This is a genomic window from Nocardia crassostreae, from assembly GCF_001613405.1.
Lineage (GTDB): Bacteria > Actinomycetota > Actinomycetes > Mycobacteriales > Mycobacteriaceae > Nocardia > Nocardia crassostreae.
In genome coordinates, this window is record NZ_BDCH01000030.1 from 15,120 (window position 1) to 34,522 (window position 19,403).

Here is a 19,403-nt window from a genome sequence, read left to right on the forward strand (position 1 = left end):
CGGTCATTGCCATAGCGCCAGGATGATGCTCGCGATGAGCAGGCCGACGAAGTGGTAACCGGCGCTGACGCCGACGGCTGTCACGGCGGACGGCTTGGTGGCGTCGAAGTATCCGGTGACGATCAGGACCGCCGCGCACAGGCCGAGACCGACCACGACGGCGAGGACGATGGCTTCACCGAAGGTGTCGGTCCCCGTGCACTCGGCGATCATGGCCGTCGCCAGGGTGGCCACGAAGCAGGTCACCAGGGGGGCCAGGTACATGGTCGCGCCGCCGCCCTCGGGCGAATTGCCGTCCCAGCCCATGGCTTTCTGCCATGCCTTGCCGAAGGCGAACTCGGCGTACCAGACGGCGCCGAGCATGAAATACGCAAGCGTGGCGACAATGACGGCGAACCAGTTCAGGTCGCCCAGAACGCTCAGACTCATGGATCCTCCATCGTCCGCGCTGATCACATGCCGAACATGACAGCGGCACCGTAGCACCGGGCACCGACAGCTTCCGGGCGCGACGCGTCGGCCGCGAGCGCATGCGACAACGAGAACTGCCCCCGCCGGATCGGCGAGGGCAGTTCAGGTTCGAGCGCAGTCGAGCTAGACGGTGAACCCGAGGGCACGCAGCTGTTCGCGGCCATCATCGGTGATCTTGTCCGGGCCCCACGGCGGCATCCAGACCCAGTTGATCTGAAGGTCTTCGACCAGGCCGCTGCGCACGAGCGCATTGCGGGACTGGTCTTCGATGACATCGGTGAGCGGACAGGCCGGGGACGTCAGGGTCATATCCAGTTTGGCGATGCCGTCCTCGACCTTGAGCCCGTAGACGAGCCCGAGGTCGACGACATTGATGCCGAGTTCGGGGTCGACGACATCGCGCATCGCCTCCTCGAGGTCCTCGAGGAACTGGATCTCCTCGGCGGACAGCTCGACCTCCTGGGTGGTTTCGGTGGTCTGCTCGTCACTCATCGGACTTCTTCTCCCCATTGGCCATCGGCAACTTGGTCTCCTGTGCGGAGGATATCCGCACGACGGCATCCTTGAACGCCATCCACCCCAGCAGTGCGCACTTCACGCGCGCCGGGTACTTGGCGACACCGGCGAGGGCGATGCCGTCGCCGATCACGTCCTCGTCGCCTTCGATGGTGCCGCGGCTGGTGACCATCTCGTCGAAGGCTTCGACCACCTTCAGCGCCTGCTGCAACGGCAGGCCGATGACCTCATCGGTGAGGATCGAGGTCGAGGCCTGGCTGATCGAACAGCCCTGCCCGTCGTAGGAGACATCGGCGACGTCACCATTGTCGTCGAGCTGGACGCGCAGGGTCACCTCGTCGCCGCACGTCGGGTTGACGTGGTGCACCTCCGCACCGAACGGCTCTCGCAAGCCGCGGTGGTGCGGGTGCTTGTAGTGGTCCAGGATCACTTCCTGGTACATCTGCTCCATACGCATGATCTATGCAACTCCGAAGAAGCTCTGAGCCTTCCGCACCGCGGCGATCAGCGCGTCCACCTCGTCGAGGGTGTTGTACACGGCGAAGGAGGCGCGGGCGGTGGCGGCCACGCCGAACTTGCGATGCAGCGGCCACGCGCAGTGGTGGCCCACGCGAATGGCGACGCCCTCGTCATCGAGGATCTGACCCACATCGTGGGCATGGATGCCGTCGACCACGAAAGCGACAGCGCCGCCGCGGTTCACATTGTCCAGCGGGCCGACGATGCGCACACCGTCGATCTTGCTCAGCCCGTCGAGCGCCGCGCTCACCAGCGAATGCTCATGCGCCGCAACGGCTTCCATGCCGATCTCTTCCAGATACCGCACGGCCGCGCCCAGCCCGACCACCTGCGAGGTCATCGGCACGCCCGCCTCGAAACGCTGCGGCGGGGCGGCGTAGGTGCTGTGGTCCATGAAGACGGTCTCGATCATGGAGCCGCCGGTGATGAACGGCGGGGTCTCTTCCAGCAGCGAGTAGCGGCCGAAGAGCACGCCGACACCGGAGGGGCCCAGCATCTTGTGACCGGAGAAGGCGGCGAAGTCGACGCCCAGCTCCCGGAAGTCCACCGGCATGTGCGGCACCGACTGGCAGGCGTCGAGCACCACGAGCGCGCCGACTTCCTTCGCGCGCCGCACCAATTCGGCCACCGGCGCGATCGCACCGGTCACATTCGACTGGTGGGTGAACGCGACGACCTTGGTGGCGGGCGATAGTTCGAGCGAATCCAGATCGATGCGCCCGTCCTCGGTGATGCCGTACCACTTCAGCGTCGCACCCGTGCGGCGCGCCAGCTCCTGCCACGGAACGAGATTCGCGTGATGCTCGAGCTCGGTGATGACGATTTCGTCGCCCGGCCCCACGTGATACGGGAACCGGTCGTCGGCGAAGGCGTAGGTCACCAGGTTCAGCGATTCGGTCGCGTTCTTGGTGAACACGATCTCGTTCGCGTTCACGCCCACGAAACGGGCGATATCGGCGCGTACGCCCTCATAGGCATCGGTGGCCTCTTCGGCCAGCTGATGAGCACCACGGTGCACCGCCGCATTGCGCTGGATCAGGAAATTGCGTTCGGCATCCAGCACCTCCATCGGCCGCTGCGCGGTGGCGCCCGAGTCCAGATAGACCAGGGGTTTGCCGTCGCGCACAGTGCGGCTCAGGATCGGGAAGTCGGCCCGGATCCGGGCGACATCCAAGGCGGGCACCGTCGTGGTCATATCTACGCTCCTACAGCAGCAGAGGTGAAACGCACGTAGCCATTCGCATCGAGTTCTTCGGCCAGCTCCGGCCCGCCCTCGGCCACGATGCGGCCGTTGACGAACACGTGCACGAAGTCCGGCTGGATGTAGCGCAGGATGCGGGTGTAGTGGGTGATCAGCAGGACGCCGCCCGCCGAAGGCTTGCCGGAGCCATCGATCCAGCCCCGCTCCTTGTAGTTGTTCACGCCCTGCGACACGATGCGCAGCGCGTCCACGTCCAGGCCCGAGTCGGTCTCGTCCAGAATGGCGATCTTCGGCTTCAGCAGACCCAGCTGCAGGATCTCCTGACGCTTCTTCTCACCACCGGAGAAGCCCTCGTTCACCGAACGCTCGCCGAAGGCCGGATCGATCTCCAGCTCGGCCATGTTCTCCTTGACTTCCTTCACCCAGGTGCGCAGCTTGGGCGCCTCACCGCGAATGGCGGTGGCGGCGGTGCGCAGGAAGTTCGAGACCGAGACGCCCGGCACCTCGACCGGGTACTGCATGGCCAGGAACAGGCCCGCACGCGCGCGCTCGTCGACCGACATCTCGAGGACGTCTTCACCGTCGAGGGTGATGGAGCCCGAGGTCACGGTGTACTTCGGGTGCCCGGCGATGGCGTAGGACAGGGTCGACTTGCCGGAGCCATTGGGGCCCATGATCGCGTGGGTCTCGCCCGACCGCACGGTCAGGTTGACGCCCTTGAGGATCTTGATGGGCTCGCCGGTCTCATCGGGGTTGGCGACCTCGACGTGCAGGTCCTTGATTTCCAGGGTGGTCATCGAATTCGAATTCCTTTGCGGGGAGGGGAAGTTGGTGTCAGACGCCGACGACGGCGAGCCGTCATACTCCGACAGCGGCGAGTTCGGCCTCGATGGCCGCCTCGAGCCGCTCCCGGACCTCGGGGACGGCGATCTTCAAGATGATCTCGTGGAAGAAGCCGCGCACGACCAGCCGTCGCGCCGCCTCCTCCGGAATACCGCGCGAGCGCAGGTAGAACAGCTGCTCGTCATCGAAACGACCGGTGGCCGCGGCATGTCCGGCGCCGACGATCTCGCCGGTCTCGATCTCCAGGTTCGGCACCGAGTCGGCGCGGGCGCCATCGGTGAGCACCAGGTTGCGGTTCACCTCGTAGGTGTCGGTGCCCTCGGCGGCGGCGCGAATGAGCACATCGCCCACCCACACGGTGTGCGCGTCCGGCTTCGAGGAGGTCGGATCGCCCTGCAGCGCACCCTTGTACTGCACATTCGACTTGCAGTTGGGCTGCGAGTGATCGACCAGCAGGCGCTGCTCGAAGAACTGGCCGTCATCGGCGAAGTACAGGCCGAGCAGTTCGGCGTCGCCGCCCGGACCGGCGTAGCGGACATTGCCGGTCAGGCGCACCACATCGCCACCGAGGGTGACATTGGTGTGGCGCAGCGTGGCGTCGCGGCCCAGCTTGGCGTGATGCGCGGTGACGTGCACGGCGTCGTCGGCCCAGTCCTGGACGATGACGACATTCAGCGCGGCGGAGTCGCCGAGCACGAATTCCACGTTCTCCGCGTAGGTTCCGCTGCTGCGCTGGTCGAGGACCACGGTGGCGCGGGCGAAATTGGCGAGCCGGATCTGCAGGTGCCCGTACGCGACCTTGCCTTCACCCGGACCGGTGATGGTCACGGTGACCGGCTCGGACACTTCGGTTTCCGCGCCGACCGACACGATGGTGGCCTGCTCGAAGCCCGAGTACGCCTGGGCGGCAACGCGGTCGGTGGGCACGCCGCCCTCGCCGAGGCGAGAGTCGTTGCGCTCCACGGTCTCCACCGAAACACCGGCGACCTCGGTCACCTCGACGGTGGCCCGGCCGTCACGGACGGCGGTGCCGTCGTGCAGGCCGTTGAGGCGGCGCATCGGGGTGAAGCGCCAGGCTTCGTCCCGACCCGACGGCACCTCGAAGGCGTTCACATCGAACGAGGAGAAGACCTCGCCCTTGTTCACGGCGGGGGTACGAGCCTCAGCGGCCTCGGCAACGTTCTCGACGGCCATCAGCCGACGGCTCCTTCCATCTGCAGTTCGATCAGGCGGTTCAGCTCCAGCGCGTATTCCATCGGGAGCTCCTTGGCAATGGGCTCCACGAAGCCGCGCACCACCATGGCCATGGCCTCGTCCTCGGTGAGACCGCGGCTCATCAGGTAGAACAGCTGATCCTCGGACACCTTCGAGACGGTGGCCTCGTGGCCCATGGTCACGTCGTCCTCGCGGATGTCGACGTAGGGGTAGGTGTCGGAGCGCGAGATGGTGTCCACCAGCAGCGCATCACACTTCACGGTCGACTTGGACCCGTGCGCGCCCTTGTTCACTTGCACCAGACCGCGGTACGAGGCGCGACCGCCGCCGCGCGCCACCGACTTGGAGATGATGTTCGAGGAGGTGTGCGGCGCCAGGTGCAGCATCTTCGCGCCGGTGTCCTGGTGCTGGCCCGCACCCGCGAACGCGATGGACAGCACCTCGCCCTTGGCGTGCTCACCGGTCATCCACACGGCCGGGTACTTCATGGTGACCTTGGAGCCGATATTGCCGTCGACCCATTCCATGGTCGCGCCCGCCTCGGCCTTGGCCCGCTTGGTGACCAGGTTGTAGACGTTGTTCGACCAGTTCTGAATGGTGGTGTACCGGCAGCGGCCACCCTTCTTCACGATGATCTCCACGACCGCGGAGTGCAGCGAGTCCGAGCTGTAGATCGGCGCGGTGCAGCCCTCGACGTAGTGCACGTAGGCATCCTCGTCGACGATGATCAGCGTGCGCTCGAACTGGCCCATGTTCTCGGTATTGATCCGGAAGTAGGCCTGCAGCGGAATGTCGACGTGCACGCCCGGCGGCACGTAGATGAACGAACCACCCGACCACACAGCGGAATTCAGCGCGGAGAACTTGTTGTCACCGGACGGGATGACCGAGCCGAAGTACTTCTGGAACAGCTCCGGGTGCTCCTTGAGACCGGTGTCGGTGTCGAGGAAGATGACGCCCTGCTTCTCCAGATCCTCACGGATGGAGTGGTAGACGACCTCGGACTCGTACTGCGCGGCGACGCCGGCGACCAGGCGCTGCTTCTCCGCCTCCGGGATGCCCAGCTTGTCGTAGGTGTTCTTGATGTCCTCGGGCAGCTCTTCCCAGCTCGCGGCCTGCTTCTCGCTGGAGCGCACGAAGTACTTGATGTTGTCGAAGTCGATGCCCTCGAGGTTGGAGCCCCAGTTCGGCATGGGCTTCTTGTCGAAGATGCGCAGGGCCTTCAGACGGAAGTCGAGCATCCATTCCGGCTCGCTCTTCTTCGCCGAGATGTCGCGCACGACCTCCTCGGACAGGCCGCGCTTGGCACTGGCACCGGCGACATCTGAGTCGGCCCAGCCGTACCCGTAATTACCCAGGGAAGCGATGGTCTCTTCCTGGGTAAGCGGCTGCACCTGGTCGGTGGTCGTCGTCATTCGGCACTCCTTCCGGAGTCGTGTGTAGAAGTCGTTGCGGGCTGTGCAACGGGGGTTTCTGCGGTATTGGAGGTATGGGTCGGTATGAGCGTCAGCGGCACATGCGTCGTGCAGGCGCAGTCACCGTTGGCGATGGTGGCCAGGCGCTGCACGTGCGTGCCGAGCAGCTCCCGGAAGGCTTCCAGCTCGGCGGCGCACAGCTCCGGGAATTCCTCGGCGACGTGCGATACCGGGCAGTGGTGCTGGCAGATCTGTACTCCCGCACCGACCTTCCGGGTGGACGCGACGAAACCGGCGCCGGTGAAGGCCTCCGCGATCTCGTCGGCCTTGGCTGCCGTCTCCTCCGGCGTGTGCCGGGTGAGGCGGTCGATACCGGCGACGATGACGCCGACGCGCTTGCGCGCGAATTCGACGATGGCCTTGTCGCCGCCGATCTCGCGGAGCTGACGCATGGCGGCACCGGCGAGGTCATCGTAGGCGTGGCCCAACCGGCCCCTGCCGGTGGCCGTCAACTGGTACTGCTTGGCGGGGCGGCCGCGGCCCTTCTGCTGCCACGACGCCGAGCGCGTGGCCCGGGCCTCCCCCGATTCGATGAGGGCGTCCAGGTGCCTGCGCACCCCGGCCGGAGTCAGCTCGAGCCGCTCGCCGATGGCGGTCGCGGTGATCGGACCTTCCTCCAGCAGTAGCTTGATGACGGCCTCGCGGGTATGGCCCTCGCCCGCGGGCGCGGGCACGACAACAGTCCGGGCGCCCTTTCGGCGCCCGGTGCCTGTCTCCGCGTTCCGCAAACCCACGGTTTTCACAACATCAGTGTGACGGAATTCCTTCCCCGGTTCCAGGAAGGGTCACCTTACTTGACGCCTATTCCCGGTGTGAGACATTGCACACCGGGTTCGCGCCGGTCAGGCGGGCGATCCGGCCAGTTGCACATGGGCCAGCAGGAGCTTGACGAGCAGGACGGGAGCCACCCACGCCAGCACGGCGGGGAGCCCGAGCGGAATCAAGAGCGCCAGCGTCACGAAGGCGAACCCCGCCGGAAGACGCAGCGCCGCCGGAACAGCAAGAACGAATACCGCGCCGAGCAGGGCGAGTGCGTAGAGTGCGGCCGCGCTGAGCCAGCCGAAATCGGGGACGACGAGCGCGAGCAGGAACGGCTGCACATGGATGGCAACGAAGGTCAGATGATGGCGTTCGGTGCGGCCGGGACGATGGAAATGCCGCTTGGCCGAGGCAGTGACATTGACGACCGCACCGCCGCACAGATCGAACGCGACGAAGGCGATCACCGCGACGGCCAACAGGGACAGATTCGCGTGCACCGCCAGAGCGACCGCACCGGCCGACCCCAGTGCTGCCGCGCCATAGCAGAGCAGTTGTTCCCCACGGGTGGCGTCGGGCGCGATGAGATGGTCGCCGAGGGTCGAGATGTTCATGCGCGCTCCCGCAGTCCGTCGATGCAGATATCCAGAATCGGTTGAGCCAGTTGGCCGATGGGCACCTCGGGGTCGACGAGCCATTGCAGGAGAACACCTTCGATGACACCGACGATCACGGTGGCGTGCGCCTCCCCTAGCTCGGGGCGAATCTCCTTCAGCAGCAGGGCGATCGCCTGCCGATGCTCGCGGTAGACGGCCTTCATGTAGTCGGTCGCCCACAGATCAAGCAGAATCCGGGCGTGATCGGGCTGGCTGGAGATCAGCTCAAGAATCCCGCGCACGAGCTCCGCGAACCGCTCCAGCGGCGGTGCGTCGCCTTCGAGAATGCGCCGCACCATCTCCCGCGAATCCCCGCTGTACTGATCGAAGGCCGCATCCAGCAGCGCGTCACGGCTGTCGAAGTACAGGTACACACTGCCCTTGGCGATTCCCGCTTCGGCGGCCACATCGTCGATTCGCGAGGCCGCGAAGCCTTTTCGCGCGAACACCCGTACCGCCGCGGCCAGGATTTCCTGCCGCCTCGCCGTCTTGTCGACTTTCTTCGGTGACATTCACACCTCTTTATGACTGACTGTTCAGTCATAATAAACGTGCGAGCGCGTGGAAGTCCAGATGTTTCCGGGCAATGACGTGGGGATCTAGCGCACGGCAATCAGCTTCAGGGGAGCTTCCAGCAGGGCCTCGCGGGATTCTTCCCAGGCCACGGTGCGGGTGGTGACGACCGCCGGATCGAAGCGGCCTGCGGCGACGAGGTCGAGGATGGGCGGGATGGCGGGGCGGGAGTGGGCGCGGCCGGTGTGGAAAGTGCAGCAGCGGGAATACATTTCGAAGACCGGGAGGGCAACGTCCTTCAGTTGCACGCTGACGCTCGTGCACCAGCCGTCACGGGCGGTGGCATTGACGGCGGCGCGCAGTGCGGTGGCTCCCCCGGCGGCTTCGACCGTGATGCCGAAACGGCCGACCCGCTCGTCCGGACGGCCCTCGATGGGTTCGGCGCCTAGTTTGGCTGCGATGGACAGTCTTTCCGGATCGGTGTCGAGGTAGACGGTGCACGCCGCGCCCAAGGCCACGGCCAGACCGGCGGCATAGAGACCGATCGAGGGGGCCGCGCGGCCACCCAGGACCAGGACCTCGGCTTGCGGGTCGGCCGCCAATTGCGGTGCGACAGCGCGATATGCGTCGGGAATATTGTCGCTGGCGCTGGCCACGGCGACCGGATCGACGCCCGCCGGGAGCGGGACCAGCATGCTGTCGGCGTGCGGGATGAGCGTGCGGTCGGCCCAGAGCCCTCCCCAGTTCACACCGCCCAGCGGGCCCAGTCCGAAGGTGGACATGAACGGGTGCGCGGTGCAGTTTCCGGTATTGCCGCGCAGACAGGACGGGCAAGCGCCGCACGAGATTTGAAATGGGACCACCACCCTGTCCCCAGGCGCGACCGTCCGCACGTCCGCGCCCACCGCGACGACTTCGGCGACGCCCTCGTGGCCGAACGGATAGGGGCCTTCGAGGGGGAACCGCCCACTCAGCACAGCGGGATCGATATCGCAGGTCGCCACGGCAATGGGGCGGACCAGCGCCTGTTCGGGCGCCTCGAGAACGGGTTCGGGGCAGTCCTCCCAGCGCAGTGCGCCGGGGCCGTCCAGCATCAATCGCTTCATCGATAGATCCTCGCTAGAAAGCTCTTTCCAATCAACCCACCCTAGGGGTGGGAATCACTCGGCGGCAGCGACTTCCGGGCCGGCCGCGGTGAATTCCGCATCGTTGACCACGACTTCGGCAAGACTCAGGCGGATCAGCCGCGCCATGGCCGCCGCGACAGTGTGCAGCGGTTCATCCGAACGCCGCACCCGCGCGAGAATCGTGGCCCCCTCGTATGCGGCGACCACCGTGGTGGCCAGCTCGTGCGCCTCCCCCGCGGGCAGACCCATATCGGTAAGTATTTCCGCAAAGCCGTGCGCCATTGCATCGAATGCCGAAACGCATGCGGTGCGGACGGATTCGACATCGCTGCCGCCGTCCAGGGCGGGCGTGCCCACCGGGCAGCCGACGGTCCAGTCCGAGGCTCCGAGCCGGGCGGCCATGAAGTCGAACAGTGTTGCGGCGGTGCCGAACACGTCCGAGGGGGCTTGGCTGATCATGCGGCCGACCAGGACTCCGGTGCCGGTGATGGCGGAGACGGCGATTTCTTCCTTGCCGCCTGGGAAGTGGTGGTAGATCGAGCCGTATGGGAGGGCGGCCGCTTCGCTCAGCTTCTTGAGGCCGAAGCCGTGATAGCCGTGGCGGGCAAGCAGACCCGCGGCGGCTACCTCGATTCGGCGTTTCGACTCGGAAACCATTTATCCAGGGTAGGAGGGTGGACCGACATGGATCGGGGGAATCGACCACTTGGTCCAGGTGCGAGGCTCAATCTGATTGCATCGTCTCGGGATTCGATCCGCGTGGGTCGGTGCTCCGGTGAGACTGCGGCTCGGGTGGTGTTCGGTCTTTGCGCGTACGCAAAGCAGAACATATAGATGGGTCGCCTCGCCTGCCGTACCCGGCGTTGGCTCCCCCGTTGGGAGCCGCACCCTCACGTACCAGCCTGGCTGGATGGCTGTGGTTACGTTCAAAGACCAACCCCCAAGATCAAAAGCTCGAGTTCACACCCCTTCTCGTTGGTTCACACTCGATATAGGTGCACATTTTCGGGTGTGAACCACCACTTTTGGGTGTGAACCGGGTTGAGGGTGGGGGTGCTGGGGGTTTTGGCTTTTGGGGCTGGGGCTTTTGAGGGTTTTGTCTTTGAACGTGACCAGGGCCAGGCCCCACGTACGAGAGGCGAGGTGCGGCTCCCAAAGGGGGAGCCAAGGTCGGGTACGGCAGGCGAGGTGCCCCCTCTTCTCGTTAGCTTTGCGCACGCGGGAGAGTGACGAGCGGGCCGACACCGACGAAGACCGGGGCACCGACAGTCCGCGGATCGAAAACCGCCTACTAGGCTTTGCGAACGTGGCGGTAGTGGAGGGCGCGCGGCGCAAATTCATCGAAGTAGGACGGCGGGTCCTCGGCCTGGACGTCCCCGCCTACGACCACACCATCGCCGTCCTGCACAGCGTCGAATCAGAAGTCCCGGGCCTCGACCGCCGGGAAACCCTCCAGCTGATGCGGATCCGCCTGCTGGGCGCCACCGGCGCGGTCATCATGGCGATCTCCGCGCTCGGCGTGGGCGCTCAGCCGGTACACCAGAATCCGACATCCGGACTCCGAGTCCTGGGGTTCTTCGCGCGAGCCCACACCTCGACCCTGGCCATGTGCATGATCGGCACCGTCGCGGTGATCATGGCGTGGCTGCTGCTCGGGCGGTTCGCCGTCGGCGTCTGGGGCGGGAATCCGAGGCATCGGCTGAGCCGGTCGCAGATGAATCGGACGCTGCTGCTGTGGATCATTCCGCTGAGCGTCGCGCCGCCGATGTTCAGCAATGACGTGTACTCGTATCTGGCGCAGAGCGAGATCGCGGCGCGGGGGCTGGATCCTTACAAGATCGGGCCTGCCGATGGGCTCGGGTTGTACAACGTGCTCACCAACAACGTGCCGAACATCTGGCGGGAGACGCCTGCGCCGTATGGGCCGCTGTTCTTGTGGATGGGCAAGGGTATTGCGCTGGTGACCGGCGACAACATTATTGCCGGGGTCTGGTTGCATCGGCTGCTGGTGCTGGCGGCGGTGGCGTTGATCGTGTGGGCGCTGCCGCGGTTGTCGCGGCGGTGCGGGGTGGCGCCGGTGAGTGCGCTGTGGCTCGGGGCGGCGAATCCGCTGGTGCTTTTCCATCTGGTCGGAGGCGTGCACAATGACGCGCTGATGCTCGGGCTCATGCTGGCCGGACTGGAGTTCTGTCTGCGGGCGATCGACGATACGCATCCGTTCGATCGGCGGGCCTGGGCGTTGCTGATGTTCGGGACGGTGGTTATCACGCTGTCCTCCACAATCAAGATCACTTCGCTGATCGCCCTGGGATTCGTGGCAATGGCCCTCGCGCGGCGGCTCGGCGGCGGATTCAAGCGGGTGATCACGATCGGGGCCCTGCTCGGCGTGGTTGCCGTCGCGGTCACCTTGTTCGTCGTCACTGCGAGCGGTCTCGGGTTCGGATGGATATTCACGCTGAACACGGCCAGCGCTGTGCGCAGTTATCTGTCGCTGCCGACCGCCATCGGGATCGCGACCGGATTCGGTGGAGTGCTGCTGGGATTGGGTGATCACACCACGGCGCTGCTCAGTATCACCAGGCCGATCGCGGCGACGGTGGCGGCCTTCGTCATTGTGCGCATGCTGTTCGCGACCTGGACCGGGCGGTTGCATCCGGTGGGAGCGCTGGGGGTGTCGCTGGGGGTGCTCGTGCTGCTGTTCCCGGTGGTGCAGCCGTGGTATCTGCTGTGGGCGATCGTGCCATTGGCGGCGTGGGCGAACCGGCCCGCCTTCCGGGTTCCGGCGGTGACGCTGTCGGTGGTGGTGAGTGTGCTCGTCATGCCGCGCGGCGCGGACTTCTATGTTTTCCAGATCGTGCAGTCGGCCATCGCGACCGTGATCGTGGGGCTGCTGTTCATCTTCATCACGCGAAATGCGCTGCCATGGCGCAATCAGCCGGGGGTGTCGGCTCCGTCACAAGAGCCGACGGCCTACGGTGTCTCCTCGTGACCGCAGCCTCGAGACCCGCCGTGCGCATCGACGGCGTCGTGAAACGCTACGGCGAGACCACCGCGGTGGACGGGATCAGTTTCGAACTGGAGCGGGCGCAGGTGCTTGCGCTGCTCGGGCCCAATGGGGCGGGGAAGACGACCACCACGGAAATGTGCGAGGGGTTCGTGACCCCGGATGCCGGATCCGTGCGGGTGCTGGGGCTGGATCCGATCGCCGATTCCGATGCGCTACGGCCGCGGATCGGGGTGATGTTGCAAGGCGGCGGGGCGTATCCGGGATCGCGGGCCGGGGAGATGCTCGATCTGGTGGCCTCGTACTCGGCCGAGCCGCTGGATCCGAACTGGCTGCTGGACACGCTCGGGTTGAAGGATGCGCGGCGGACGCCGTATCGGCGGCTCTCGGGTGGGCAGCAGCAGCGACTCGCCTTGGCGTGCGCGCTGGTCGGGCGGCCGGAGATCGTATTCCTCGACGAGCCCACCGCCGGATTGGACGCGCAGGCACGGCATCTGGTGTGGGAGCTCATCGACGCGTTGCGGCGCGACGGGGTGAGCGTGCTCATGACGACGCACATGATGGACGAGGCCGAACAGCTCGCCGATCAGCTGGCGATCATCGATCACGGGCAGATCGTCGCGCAGGGCACCCCCAGTGAGGTGACCTCGCAGGGGGCCGAGGGGCGGCTGGCGTTCCACGCGCCGCCGAAACTCGACCTGAGTCTGCTGGAAGCCGCACTGCCGGAAGGGTTCACGCCCAAGGAGATCAGCGCGGGCTACTACCTGCTGCAGGGCGATATCACCCCGCAGGTGCTGTCCACGCTCACCGCGTGGTGCGCGCGAATCAATGTGCTGCCCACCGATATTCGCATCGACCAGCACCGCCTGGAAGATGTGTTCCTCGAACTCACCGGACGGGAGCTACGCGGGTGATCGACACCGCCAACCGGTTCGCACCCGGCACCTTCGCACCCGACCCGCGGCCCACCACGCGGGCGAAGATGCTGGCCGCCCAGACCCGTCTCGAGCTGATCCTGTTGCTGCGCAACGGCGAACAGCTGCTGCTGACCATGTTCATCCCGATCACCCTGCTGATCGGCTTGACACTGCTGCCGCTCAACGGCCTCGGCGATCACCGCGTCGAACGCGTGGTCCCGGCCGTGATGATGGTGGCCGTCATGTCCACCGCCTTCACCGGGCAGGCCATCGCCGTCGGTTTCGATCGCCGCTACGGCGCTTTGAAACGCCTCGGTGCGACTCCCCTCCCCCGCTGGGGCATTGTCGCGGGCAAGTGCGCCGCCGTGCTCATCGTGGTGGTGCTGCAATCGATCCTGTTGGGCGCCATAAGTTTCGCGCTCGGCTGGGGGCCCTCCATCACCGGCCTGTTGCTCGGCGCGGTCGTCATCGCCCTCGGCACCGCCACCTTCGCCGCCCTCGGTCTGCTGCTCGGCGGCACCCTGAAGGCCGAAATCGTTCTCGCCCTGGCCAATATCCTCTGGTTCGTCATGCTCGGCATCGCCAGCCTGGTGCTCATGTCCGACGACCTCCCGCAGGCCGTGAGCCCGCTGGCCCGCGCCGTCCCCTCGGGCGCACTCTCGAACTGCCTGGAACAAGCCTTGCGCAACAGCATCGACTGGTACGGCATCGCCGTCCTGGCGGCGTGGGGCGGCCTGTCCGGCTGGCTCGCCACGAAGTTCTTCCGTTTCGACTGAGGCTCACGACCTGGACCTTTGATCACCGGGAACTGGTGGCGGGGGCTACTCGGCCGATGCCGCCACCAGTTCCCGGTCATCGGATTTTCACTGCGGCGCGCGAGAGACGGTGTGAGTCTTACGCGTTGTAGTAGGCCGGGTGCGGGGGGGTGAAATCGGTCCGGCTACCATCGGTGCGTGCTTGCTCGCGCATTCCAGCGATTCGCCGATCTGTTCCCGATGCCCTCGCTTCGGTCGCAGCGCTTGATCGCCTTCGCGGTGATCCTCACCCAGGCCGGAATCTCGGTGACCGGAGCCATTGTCCGTGTCACCGCTTCGGGCCTCGGCTGCCCGACTTGGCCGCAGTGCTTCCCTGGCAGCTTCACGCCGATGGCGGTGGCCGAGGTGCCGGTGCTGCATCAGGCCGTCGAATTCGGCAATCGCATGCTGACTTTCGTGGTGTCGCTGTTCGCGGCCGCGGTGGTGATCGCGGTGACGCGGGCCAAGCGGCGGCGCGAGGTGCAGATCTACGCGTGGCTCATGCCGGGCGGCACGGTCGTGCAGGCGATCATCGGCGGCATCACCGTGCGCACCGGATTGCTGTGGTGGACGGTTGCGGTGCACCTGCTGGCCTCGATGGTCATGGTGTGGCTGGCCGTCCTGCTCTACGCCAAGATCTGCGAGCCCGACGACGGCGTCCAGACCGTCCAGGTCCCGAAGCCGTTGCGCCTGCTGACCGTGCTGAGCGGCGTCCTGCTGGCCGCCACCCTCATCGCCGGAACCCTCGTCACCGCGGCAGGCCCGCACGCGGGCGACAAGAGCATCGAACGCCAAGTGGAGCGCCTCCAGATCGAGATCGTCACCCTGGTCCACCTGCACTCCGAACTGCTCGTCGCCTACCTCGCCCTACTGGTCGGTCTCGCCTGCGGCCTCGCCGCCGTCGGCATGACGCGCGCAATCCGTGTGCGGCTGTTCGCGCTCCTCGCGCTGGTGTGCAGCCAAGCGCTGGTCGGCCTGGTGCAGTACCTCACCGATGTCCCGGGCGCGCTCGTAGCCATTCACGTCGGCGGCGCAGCGGCCTGCACGGCGGCCACCGCCGCCCTCTGGGCGTCCATGCGCACCCGCGAATCGGTCCCCACCAAACAGCGCGAACCCGTCTCCGCCTGAGCGCGAGCGCGTTCCCGCACGAGCGGAAGCACGTCGCGCCCGGGCGCAAGCATGTCCTGCCCGAGCGCGAGCACGTCCCGCACGAGCGCGAGCGCTTCGCTGCCCGAGCCCGTGCCCGTGCCTGTTCAGCTTCCGGCGCGGTCGGCGACGGCTACGCGGCCGGTGGCCAGCACGCGCGATCGGCGTACCGGAACGTCGAGGGCGCGGGCCAGGTTCAACAGGTCTGTGTCGGTGGCGATGTCCAGTCCGTAGACGGCGAAGAGGGCGTGAATCTGCTCTGGCGTCCACGCTGATCGGAGGCGCTCCTGGCCTGATGACGCGGATCGGCTGCCTGCCGCCAGGAACAATCGCAACCCCCACCGTTTCAGAAGGGCTGCCGCCGAGGTCGGGGTCGGGTAGGTGGCGATGAGGCGGCTGCTCGGAGCCGAGCGGTGACCGATCGCATCGAGGGTGCGTTCGACCTCGGACTGTGTGAGGTAGGGCATGACGCCCTCCCAGATCCAGGTGGTCGGCAGGTCCGGCTGATGCCCGGAAAGCGCGAGTGCGTCCTCCAGTGCGTCACGTCCGAAATCGACCGGGACGAAGGCGACCGACTTGGCGACCGGGTCCGCTCCCCCGATGCGCGTCGTCTTCTCCGCCTGCGAGGCCGGGTGATCGACTTCGAACACCGCGGTCGCATCCAATTCGCTCATTCGCCAGGCCCGGGCGTCCAACCCGGCGCCGAGCAGCACCAGCTGCGGATTGTTCGCCTGCACCACCGCATCGTCGATCGCCACCGTCCGCGGCACCAGAATCTCCGTTGTGGCCCTGAGCGTTTCGTACCTGATGCGCTCCCCGAGCCGCTGCGGTGCGATATCGCTGCGGGCCCGCTCGACCTCCGCGAGTTCCGGTTCCCGCAACAACCGCGCGGCCACCGGATCGGCGAATCGTCCCACCGCGATTCTGCCGTCCGCGATCGCCCGCGCCTGACACACCAGGACCGCGGTCCGGCTCGCCTCGTTTCCTGCCATAACCCGCAATTATGCTGCCCGGCAAGCGAAATACACGCATGCGCGACCGTGGACGTGTCACACGCCAGCGGCGGTCGGCGATCACGATCCGATTGCCCGAGAAGCCTAATGGCGACGAGATGGGGATCTGCAACTCGTGTGTGACGGTCAGCAGTTTCTTGTCGGTGAGGATCACCAGGTTGTGGGACGCGAGCAGGGCGGCAACCGCTTCCGGTGTCCAGAAGGCGCGGACACGTTCCTGGCGTTTCGCGCCGGTGGCGCCGACCAGCGCAAGCCAGAGTCGCAGACCCCATCTGCGCAGGAGGACGGTCCGCAGCGTGGGCGCCGAATAGTTGGCTATGACGCGGCTGCCCGGCGCCGAACGTCGTGCGATCGCCGCCACGGTGCGCTCGACCTGCGGCCGCGTGCGGTAGCGCATCCGGCCTTCCCAGACCCACGTAGTCGGCTGCGCCCGACTGTGACCGGCCGCGTCGAGCGCGGATTCCAGTGCACTGGTGCCGAGATCCACCGCAACGAACCGGAGGGTGTGCGCGAGGGTCGGGCGTGTACCGATCCGGGCGCGCTTGGCCGCCTGCTCGGCAGGGTGATTGACCTCGAAAACCGTGCGACGACACAGTTCGGGCAGGCGCCAGGCGCGCGCGTCCAAGCCCGGCTCGAGAAGGACCAGTTGCGGATTGGCGGCCTGGCGGATGGCGGCATCGACGGCGACCGTGCGCACCGCCAGGATTTCCGCGAGATCCCGGAGCAGCTGATACCGCAGCCACGCCCGTGCCCGGTCGGGCTCGGTGTCATTCCTGGCCCGCTCCACCACCACTCGCTCGCGCAGGCACAACAGACGAACGGAAATCGGGTCCGCATAACAACGCCACGCCATCCGGCCGTCCGCGACCGCACGCGCCTGGCACACCGTGACCGCGATGCGACTGGCCCGGGGCGTCATCGGATCGCCGCTCCCGCCAGCAGCGCACCGGCCGCGACAGCCTCGACGATCGCGAAGAACCACACCGGGTAGAAGGCGGTCCGTTCATCGATGACCGCCGCCACCACCCGGCCGAACGCCATCCCCGCCAAGGCGGCTCCGACCGCGACCATGATCCCGGCACGCAGCGATCCCACGTCGGCGGCGGCCGCTACCAACACCACCGCCATGGCCAGCCCGAACCCGCCGCACACGGCCCGCACCTCGTACCGCGCCCGCACATCGTCGACGGCTATCCCGAACGGCCGCACGATCGCGCCCGGACTCACCAGCGCATACGCCCCAATGCCCGCGAACAGCACCGCCACGACCACCGAGATGACTACGGTCACGACAACCTCCACTCCACGTCGAATTCCAGCGCCAGCATGCCGCTTCGCCTCGACGGCGCGCTTCCGTCAACGTGCTATCCGGCTGCACGCCACTACCGCACCGCCGACGACATCCCGGTCACGGCTTCGGCGCACCAGCCGCCCGCGACCCGGGTTGCGACTGACCACTGCCAAGCACTGCTCACGACGAGCGAACTCACGCCCGGCGGCGGGGAAGTGCTACGGCCATAGCCGGTGGTCCGCGCCTGGACGCGAGCACGAAGTCCCGAGGCCGACGAATCAGGCTGCGGCTGCGGCTGCGCCCAACTCGGTCTGGAAGGGCCGCAGCGGCCGACGGGACGCACTGCAGGTGTACCCACTGCGAATCCGGAAGTTCATGGCGGCCAACGGATCGAACTGCGGCCGCACCCAGGGCGTTCCGGAAAGACCGCGACGGCCAACGGGTCGGACTACAGCCGCACGCAGCGCGATCAGGAAAGATCGCGGCGGCCGATGGGTCGAACGGCGGACACACCCAGCGCGGACCGGAGAGATCGCCGCGGCAGCCGACGGATCGGGTTCGGGTGTACGTCGTGGTCCGGGGCCGGTGATGGGCGGGTGCGCGGAAGACTGTGGGTAGTGGGGGGTGCGGAAGATAGCCTTCAAGTTCGAGGGAGCAGGAGGGTGTGGTGGCTGGATCGGGTGTGCGGGCGCTGGTGTGGTTGTGGCCTGGGCAGGCGTTGTATGTGGGGGCGGCGCTGGATCTTTCGCCGCATTCGGGGTCGGTGTGGTGTCTTGCTGTTGGGGTTGATGAGCCGTTCCGGTTGCGGGTTGGGGAGGGGGCCGAGCTGGTGGTTCGGAGTGCGTTGATTCCGCCGCGGACTACGCATCAGTTGATTGCCGAGGGTGGGCGGATGGTTTTCTGTTATTTGGATCCGGCTTCGGATCGGGCGCTGTCCTGTCGTGAGCGGATGGGGTGTTGGCACGGGGTGGTGGGGGTGGGGCATGCCGCGGAGGGCGAGTTGGCCGCGTTGGGGGGCGGATTCGGGGACGGGGCGCGGGAGCTGGCCGATGAGCGGGCGGCGGAGTTGCTCGCATTGGTGGCGCCGACCAGGGCGCACATTATCGATGAGCGTATTGCCGAGGCGGTGCGGGCGGTGCGGGAGGATCCGGCGAAGGCGGTTCCCGCGCGGGAGTTGGCGGTTCGGGCGGGGTTGTCGGAATCTCGGTTCTTGCATCTGTTCCGGCAGGAGGTGGGGACCAGTCTGCGGCGGTATCGGCTGTGGGTTCGGCTCATGCACGCGGCGAAGTTGTCCGCGGCGGGGCACAATCTCACGACCGTGGCGGTGGAGGCCGGGTTCGCGAGCCCGTCACATCTCGCGGATCGGTTCCGGACCACATTCGGATTGTCCGCTTCGCGGCTCATCGCCAGCGGCGTGCGGGTGCGGACGCAGGAGTAGCGGATCAGGGGCGTTCGCGGAGGGCGCGCAGGCCCGCGACGCCCAGGGCGGCGTCGGCGAGGATCTCGAAAATGGCGGCGAACCAGGAGAATCCGGTGATGTGGGCGGTGTGGGGCGGGTTGATGAAGCTGTCGCTGACGGGGCCGAACCAGTCGGGGAGGACGTGAACGAGGGTGAAGCCGACGGCGCTGACGAAGCCGACCAGGACGGCAAACATCGGAGCCCAGCGGTGGCGGAGCAGAACCAGGACGATGGTGGCCAGGGCGAAGGCTATCTGGATCGAGCCGAGGGTATTGACGACGGTGGAGACGGTGCCGCTGCCGCGGCGTTGATGGTCGGCGCCGTGGACCACCAGGGCGATGGCGAAAACCGCGGTGACCCAGCGCAGTTCGGTGTAGGCCGGTTTGGTGGCGGGCTCGGATGAGGTGATGGGTGGACGAGTCATGGCGACCCCCTGTGGGCGAATACTGCGGCAACCCTGTTACTACTTATTGTAGTAGTTCAT

General features: G+C 66.8%; 20 protein-coding genes and 1 pseudogene. 5 read left to right on the top strand and 16 right to left on the bottom strand.

Annotation, left to right across the window (positions count from 1 at the left end; all coding sequences use genetic code 11):
* Positions 1-3: 3 nt before the first annotated feature.
* The 12 genes from NC4_RS29945 to NC4_RS30000 form a co-directional block, all read right to left on the bottom strand.
* Positions 4-429, bottom strand: a complete 426-nt coding sequence (locus tag NC4_RS29945; RefSeq protein WP_157555311.1) for a DUF1761 domain-containing protein — start codon at positions 427-429, stop codon at positions 4-6.
* Between the two features lie 165 nt (positions 430-594).
* A complete protein-coding gene (locus NC4_RS29950; RefSeq protein ID WP_067544891.1) occupies positions 595-963 on the bottom strand; it encodes a metal-sulfur cluster assembly factor in 369 nt (122 codons plus the stop codon).
* The gene (sufU, locus tag NC4_RS29955; RefSeq protein ID WP_067544893.1) at positions 956-1,444 is read right to left on the bottom strand and encodes a Fe-S cluster assembly sulfur transfer protein SufU; all 489 of its coding nucleotides are present in this window, start codon (positions 1,442-1,444) and stop codon (positions 956-958) included. Before sufU ends, NC4_RS29950 begins: the two co-directional genes overlap by 8 nt.
* A 3-nt stretch (positions 1,445-1,447) precedes the next feature.
* Positions 1,448-2,701, bottom strand: a complete 1,254-nt coding sequence (locus NC4_RS29960; RefSeq protein WP_067544895.1) for a cysteine desulfurase — start codon at positions 2,699-2,701, stop codon at positions 1,448-1,450.
* Between the two features lie 2 nt (positions 2,702-2,703).
* Positions 2,704-3,504 carry a Fe-S cluster assembly ATPase SufC gene (gene sufC, locus NC4_RS29965; protein WP_067544897.1) on the bottom strand — a complete coding sequence of 267 codons (801 nt, stop codon included), beginning with the start codon at positions 3,502-3,504 and terminating at the stop codon, positions 2,704-2,706.
* Between the two features lie 61 nt (positions 3,505-3,565).
* Positions 3,566-4,744, bottom strand: coding sequence for a Fe-S cluster assembly protein SufD (gene sufD, locus NC4_RS29970; RefSeq protein WP_067544899.1), 1,179 nt, complete (start codon positions 4,742-4,744; stop codon positions 3,566-3,568).
* On the bottom strand, positions 4,744-6,180 hold the full coding sequence (sufB, locus tag NC4_RS29975) for a Fe-S cluster assembly protein SufB (protein WP_067544901.1): 1,437 nt from the start codon (positions 6,178-6,180) through the stop codon (positions 4,744-4,746). Before sufB ends, sufD begins: the two co-directional genes overlap by 1 nt.
* Positions 6,177-6,914, bottom strand: coding sequence for a helix-turn-helix transcriptional regulator (locus tag NC4_RS29980; protein WP_067544903.1), 738 nt, complete (start codon positions 6,912-6,914; stop codon positions 6,177-6,179). The genes sufB and NC4_RS29980 overlap by 4 nt, the downstream gene beginning before the upstream one ends.
* 168 nt (positions 6,915-7,082) lie before the next feature.
* Positions 7,083-7,613: a hypothetical protein gene (locus NC4_RS29985; protein ID WP_067544905.1), complete on the bottom strand. Its 531-nt coding sequence runs from the start codon at positions 7,611-7,613 to the stop codon at positions 7,083-7,085.
* Positions 7,610-8,167 carry a TetR/AcrR family transcriptional regulator gene (locus tag NC4_RS29990; protein ID WP_067544908.1) on the bottom strand — a complete coding sequence of 186 codons (558 nt, stop codon included), beginning with the start codon at positions 8,165-8,167 and terminating at the stop codon, positions 7,610-7,612. Before NC4_RS29990 ends, NC4_RS29985 begins: the two co-directional genes overlap by 4 nt.
* Positions 8,168-8,254: 87 nt before the next feature.
* Positions 8,255-9,274 carry a zinc-dependent alcohol dehydrogenase gene (locus tag NC4_RS29995; protein ID WP_067544910.1) on the bottom strand — a complete coding sequence of 340 codons (1,020 nt, stop codon included), beginning with the start codon at positions 9,272-9,274 and terminating at the stop codon, positions 8,255-8,257.
* Positions 9,275-9,328: 54 nt separating this feature from the next.
* Positions 9,329-9,952 carry a TetR/AcrR family transcriptional regulator gene (locus tag NC4_RS30000; protein WP_084529911.1) on the bottom strand — a complete coding sequence of 208 codons (624 nt, stop codon included), beginning with the start codon at positions 9,950-9,952 and terminating at the stop codon, positions 9,329-9,331.
* A gap of 649 nt (positions 9,953-10,601) precedes the next feature.
* Here NC4_RS30000 and mptB point away from each other — a divergent pair.
* The 4 genes from mptB to NC4_RS30020 all read left to right on the top strand — a co-directional run bounded on the left by mptB (position 10,602) and on the right by NC4_RS30020 (position 15,138).
* Positions 10,602-12,284, top strand: coding sequence for a polyprenol phosphomannose-dependent alpha 1,6 mannosyltransferase MptB (gene mptB / locus NC4_RS30005; protein WP_067544912.1), 1,683 nt, complete (start codon positions 10,602-10,604; stop codon positions 12,282-12,284).
* The gene (locus NC4_RS30010) at positions 12,281-13,213 is read left to right on the top strand and encodes an ABC transporter ATP-binding protein (protein ID WP_067544914.1); all 933 of its coding nucleotides are present in this window, start codon (positions 12,281-12,283) and stop codon (positions 13,211-13,213) included. The genes mptB and NC4_RS30010 overlap by 4 nt, the downstream gene beginning before the upstream one ends.
* The gene (locus tag NC4_RS30015) at positions 13,210-13,992 is read left to right on the top strand and encodes an ABC transporter permease (RefSeq protein WP_067544917.1); all 783 of its coding nucleotides are present in this window, start codon (positions 13,210-13,212) and stop codon (positions 13,990-13,992) included. Before NC4_RS30010 ends, NC4_RS30015 begins: the two co-directional genes overlap by 4 nt.
* 219 nt (positions 13,993-14,211) lie before the next feature.
* The gene (locus NC4_RS30020; protein ID WP_067545186.1) at positions 14,212-15,138 is read left to right on the top strand and encodes a COX15/CtaA family protein; all 927 of its coding nucleotides are present in this window, start codon (positions 14,212-14,214) and stop codon (positions 15,136-15,138) included.
* 125 nt (positions 15,139-15,263) lie between these two features.
* Here the strand turns inward: NC4_RS30020 and NC4_RS30025 are convergent, their stop codons facing one another.
* From NC4_RS30025 to NC4_RS30030, 3 genes and pseudogenes are all read right to left on the bottom strand, one after another.
* The gene (locus NC4_RS30025; RefSeq protein ID WP_067544920.1) at positions 15,264-16,148 is read right to left on the bottom strand and encodes a class I SAM-dependent methyltransferase; all 885 of its coding nucleotides are present in this window, start codon (positions 16,146-16,148) and stop codon (positions 15,264-15,266) included.
* Positions 16,149-16,392: 244 nt separating this feature from the next.
* Positions 16,393-17,088 (bottom strand): annotated as a pseudogene (locus tag NC4_RS43415) (class I SAM-dependent methyltransferase); the annotation flags it as partial.
* The gene (locus NC4_RS30030) at positions 17,085-17,459 is read right to left on the bottom strand and encodes a DUF4345 family protein (RefSeq protein WP_084529926.1); all 375 of its coding nucleotides are present in this window, start codon (positions 17,457-17,459) and stop codon (positions 17,085-17,087) included. The pseudogene NC4_RS43415 and the gene NC4_RS30030, both read right to left, overlap by 4 nt.
* A gap of 893 nt (positions 17,460-18,352) precedes the next feature.
* Here NC4_RS30030 and NC4_RS30035 point away from each other — a divergent pair.
* Positions 18,353-18,898: a helix-turn-helix transcriptional regulator gene (locus tag NC4_RS30035; protein ID WP_369690801.1), complete on the top strand. Its 546-nt coding sequence runs from the start codon at positions 18,353-18,355 to the stop codon at positions 18,896-18,898.
* Positions 18,899-18,902: 4 nt separating this feature from the next.
* Here NC4_RS30035 and NC4_RS30040 read toward each other — a convergent pair whose 3' ends face one another.
* Complete coding sequence (locus tag NC4_RS30040) at positions 18,903-19,343, bottom strand: hypothetical protein (RefSeq protein ID WP_245722022.1); 441 nt, start codon at positions 19,341-19,343, stop codon at positions 18,903-18,905.
* Positions 19,344-19,403: the final 60 nt, after the last annotated feature.

What these genes read in the sequence shown, in the direction of transcription:
- NC4_RS30020 (WP_067545186.1), top strand. Translation starts at nt 14,212, where the DNA reads ATGCCCTCGCTTCGGTCGCAGCGCTTGATCGCCTTCGCGGTGATCCTC.
- sufC (WP_067544897.1), bottom strand. Translation starts at nt 3,504, where the DNA reads ATGACCACCCTGGAAATCAAGGACCTGCACGTCGAGGTCGCCAACCCC.
- NC4_RS29990 (WP_067544908.1), bottom strand. Translation starts at nt 8,167, where the DNA reads ATGTCACCGAAGAAAGTCGACAAGACGGCGAGGCGGCAGGAAATCCTG.
- NC4_RS29945 (WP_157555311.1), bottom strand. Translation starts at nt 429, where the DNA reads ATGAGTCTGAGCGTTCTGGGCGACCTGAACTGGTTCGCCGTCATTGTC.
- NC4_RS30025 (WP_067544920.1), bottom strand. Translation starts at nt 16,148, where the DNA reads ATGGCAGGAAACGAGGCGAGCCGGACCGCGGTCCTGGTGTGTCAGGCG.
- NC4_RS30035 (WP_369690801.1), top strand. Translation starts at nt 18,353, where the DNA reads ATGGTTTTCTGTTATTTGGATCCGGCTTCGGATCGGGCGCTGTCCTGT.
- sufU (WP_067544893.1), bottom strand. Translation starts at nt 1,444, where the DNA reads ATGCGTATGGAGCAGATGTACCAGGAAGTGATCCTGGACCACTACAAG.
- NC4_RS30040 (WP_245722022.1), bottom strand. Translation starts at nt 19,343, where the DNA reads ATGACTCGTCCACCCATCACCTCATCCGAGCCCGCCACCAAACCGGCC.
- NC4_RS29950 (WP_067544891.1), bottom strand. Translation starts at nt 963, where the DNA reads ATGAGTGACGAGCAGACCACCGAAACCACCCAGGAGGTCGAGCTGTCC.
- NC4_RS29995 (WP_067544910.1), bottom strand. Translation starts at nt 9,274, where the DNA reads ATGAAGCGATTGATGCTGGACGGCCCCGGCGCACTGCGCTGGGAGGAC.
- sufD (WP_067544899.1), bottom strand. Translation starts at nt 4,744, where the DNA reads ATGGCCGTCGAGAACGTTGCCGAGGCCGCTGAGGCTCGTACCCCCGCC.
- NC4_RS29960 (WP_067544895.1), bottom strand. Translation starts at nt 2,701, where the DNA reads ATGACCACGACGGTGCCCGCCTTGGATGTCGCCCGGATCCGGGCCGAC.
- NC4_RS30000 (WP_084529911.1), bottom strand. Translation starts at nt 9,952, where the DNA reads ATGGTTTCCGAGTCGAAACGCCGAATCGAGGTAGCCGCCGCGGGTCTG.
- NC4_RS29985 (WP_067544905.1), bottom strand. Translation starts at nt 7,613, where the DNA reads ATGAACATCTCGACCCTCGGCGACCATCTCATCGCGCCCGACGCCACC.
- sufB (WP_067544901.1), bottom strand. Translation starts at nt 6,180, where the DNA reads ATGACGACGACCACCGACCAGGTGCAGCCGCTTACCCAGGAAGAGACC.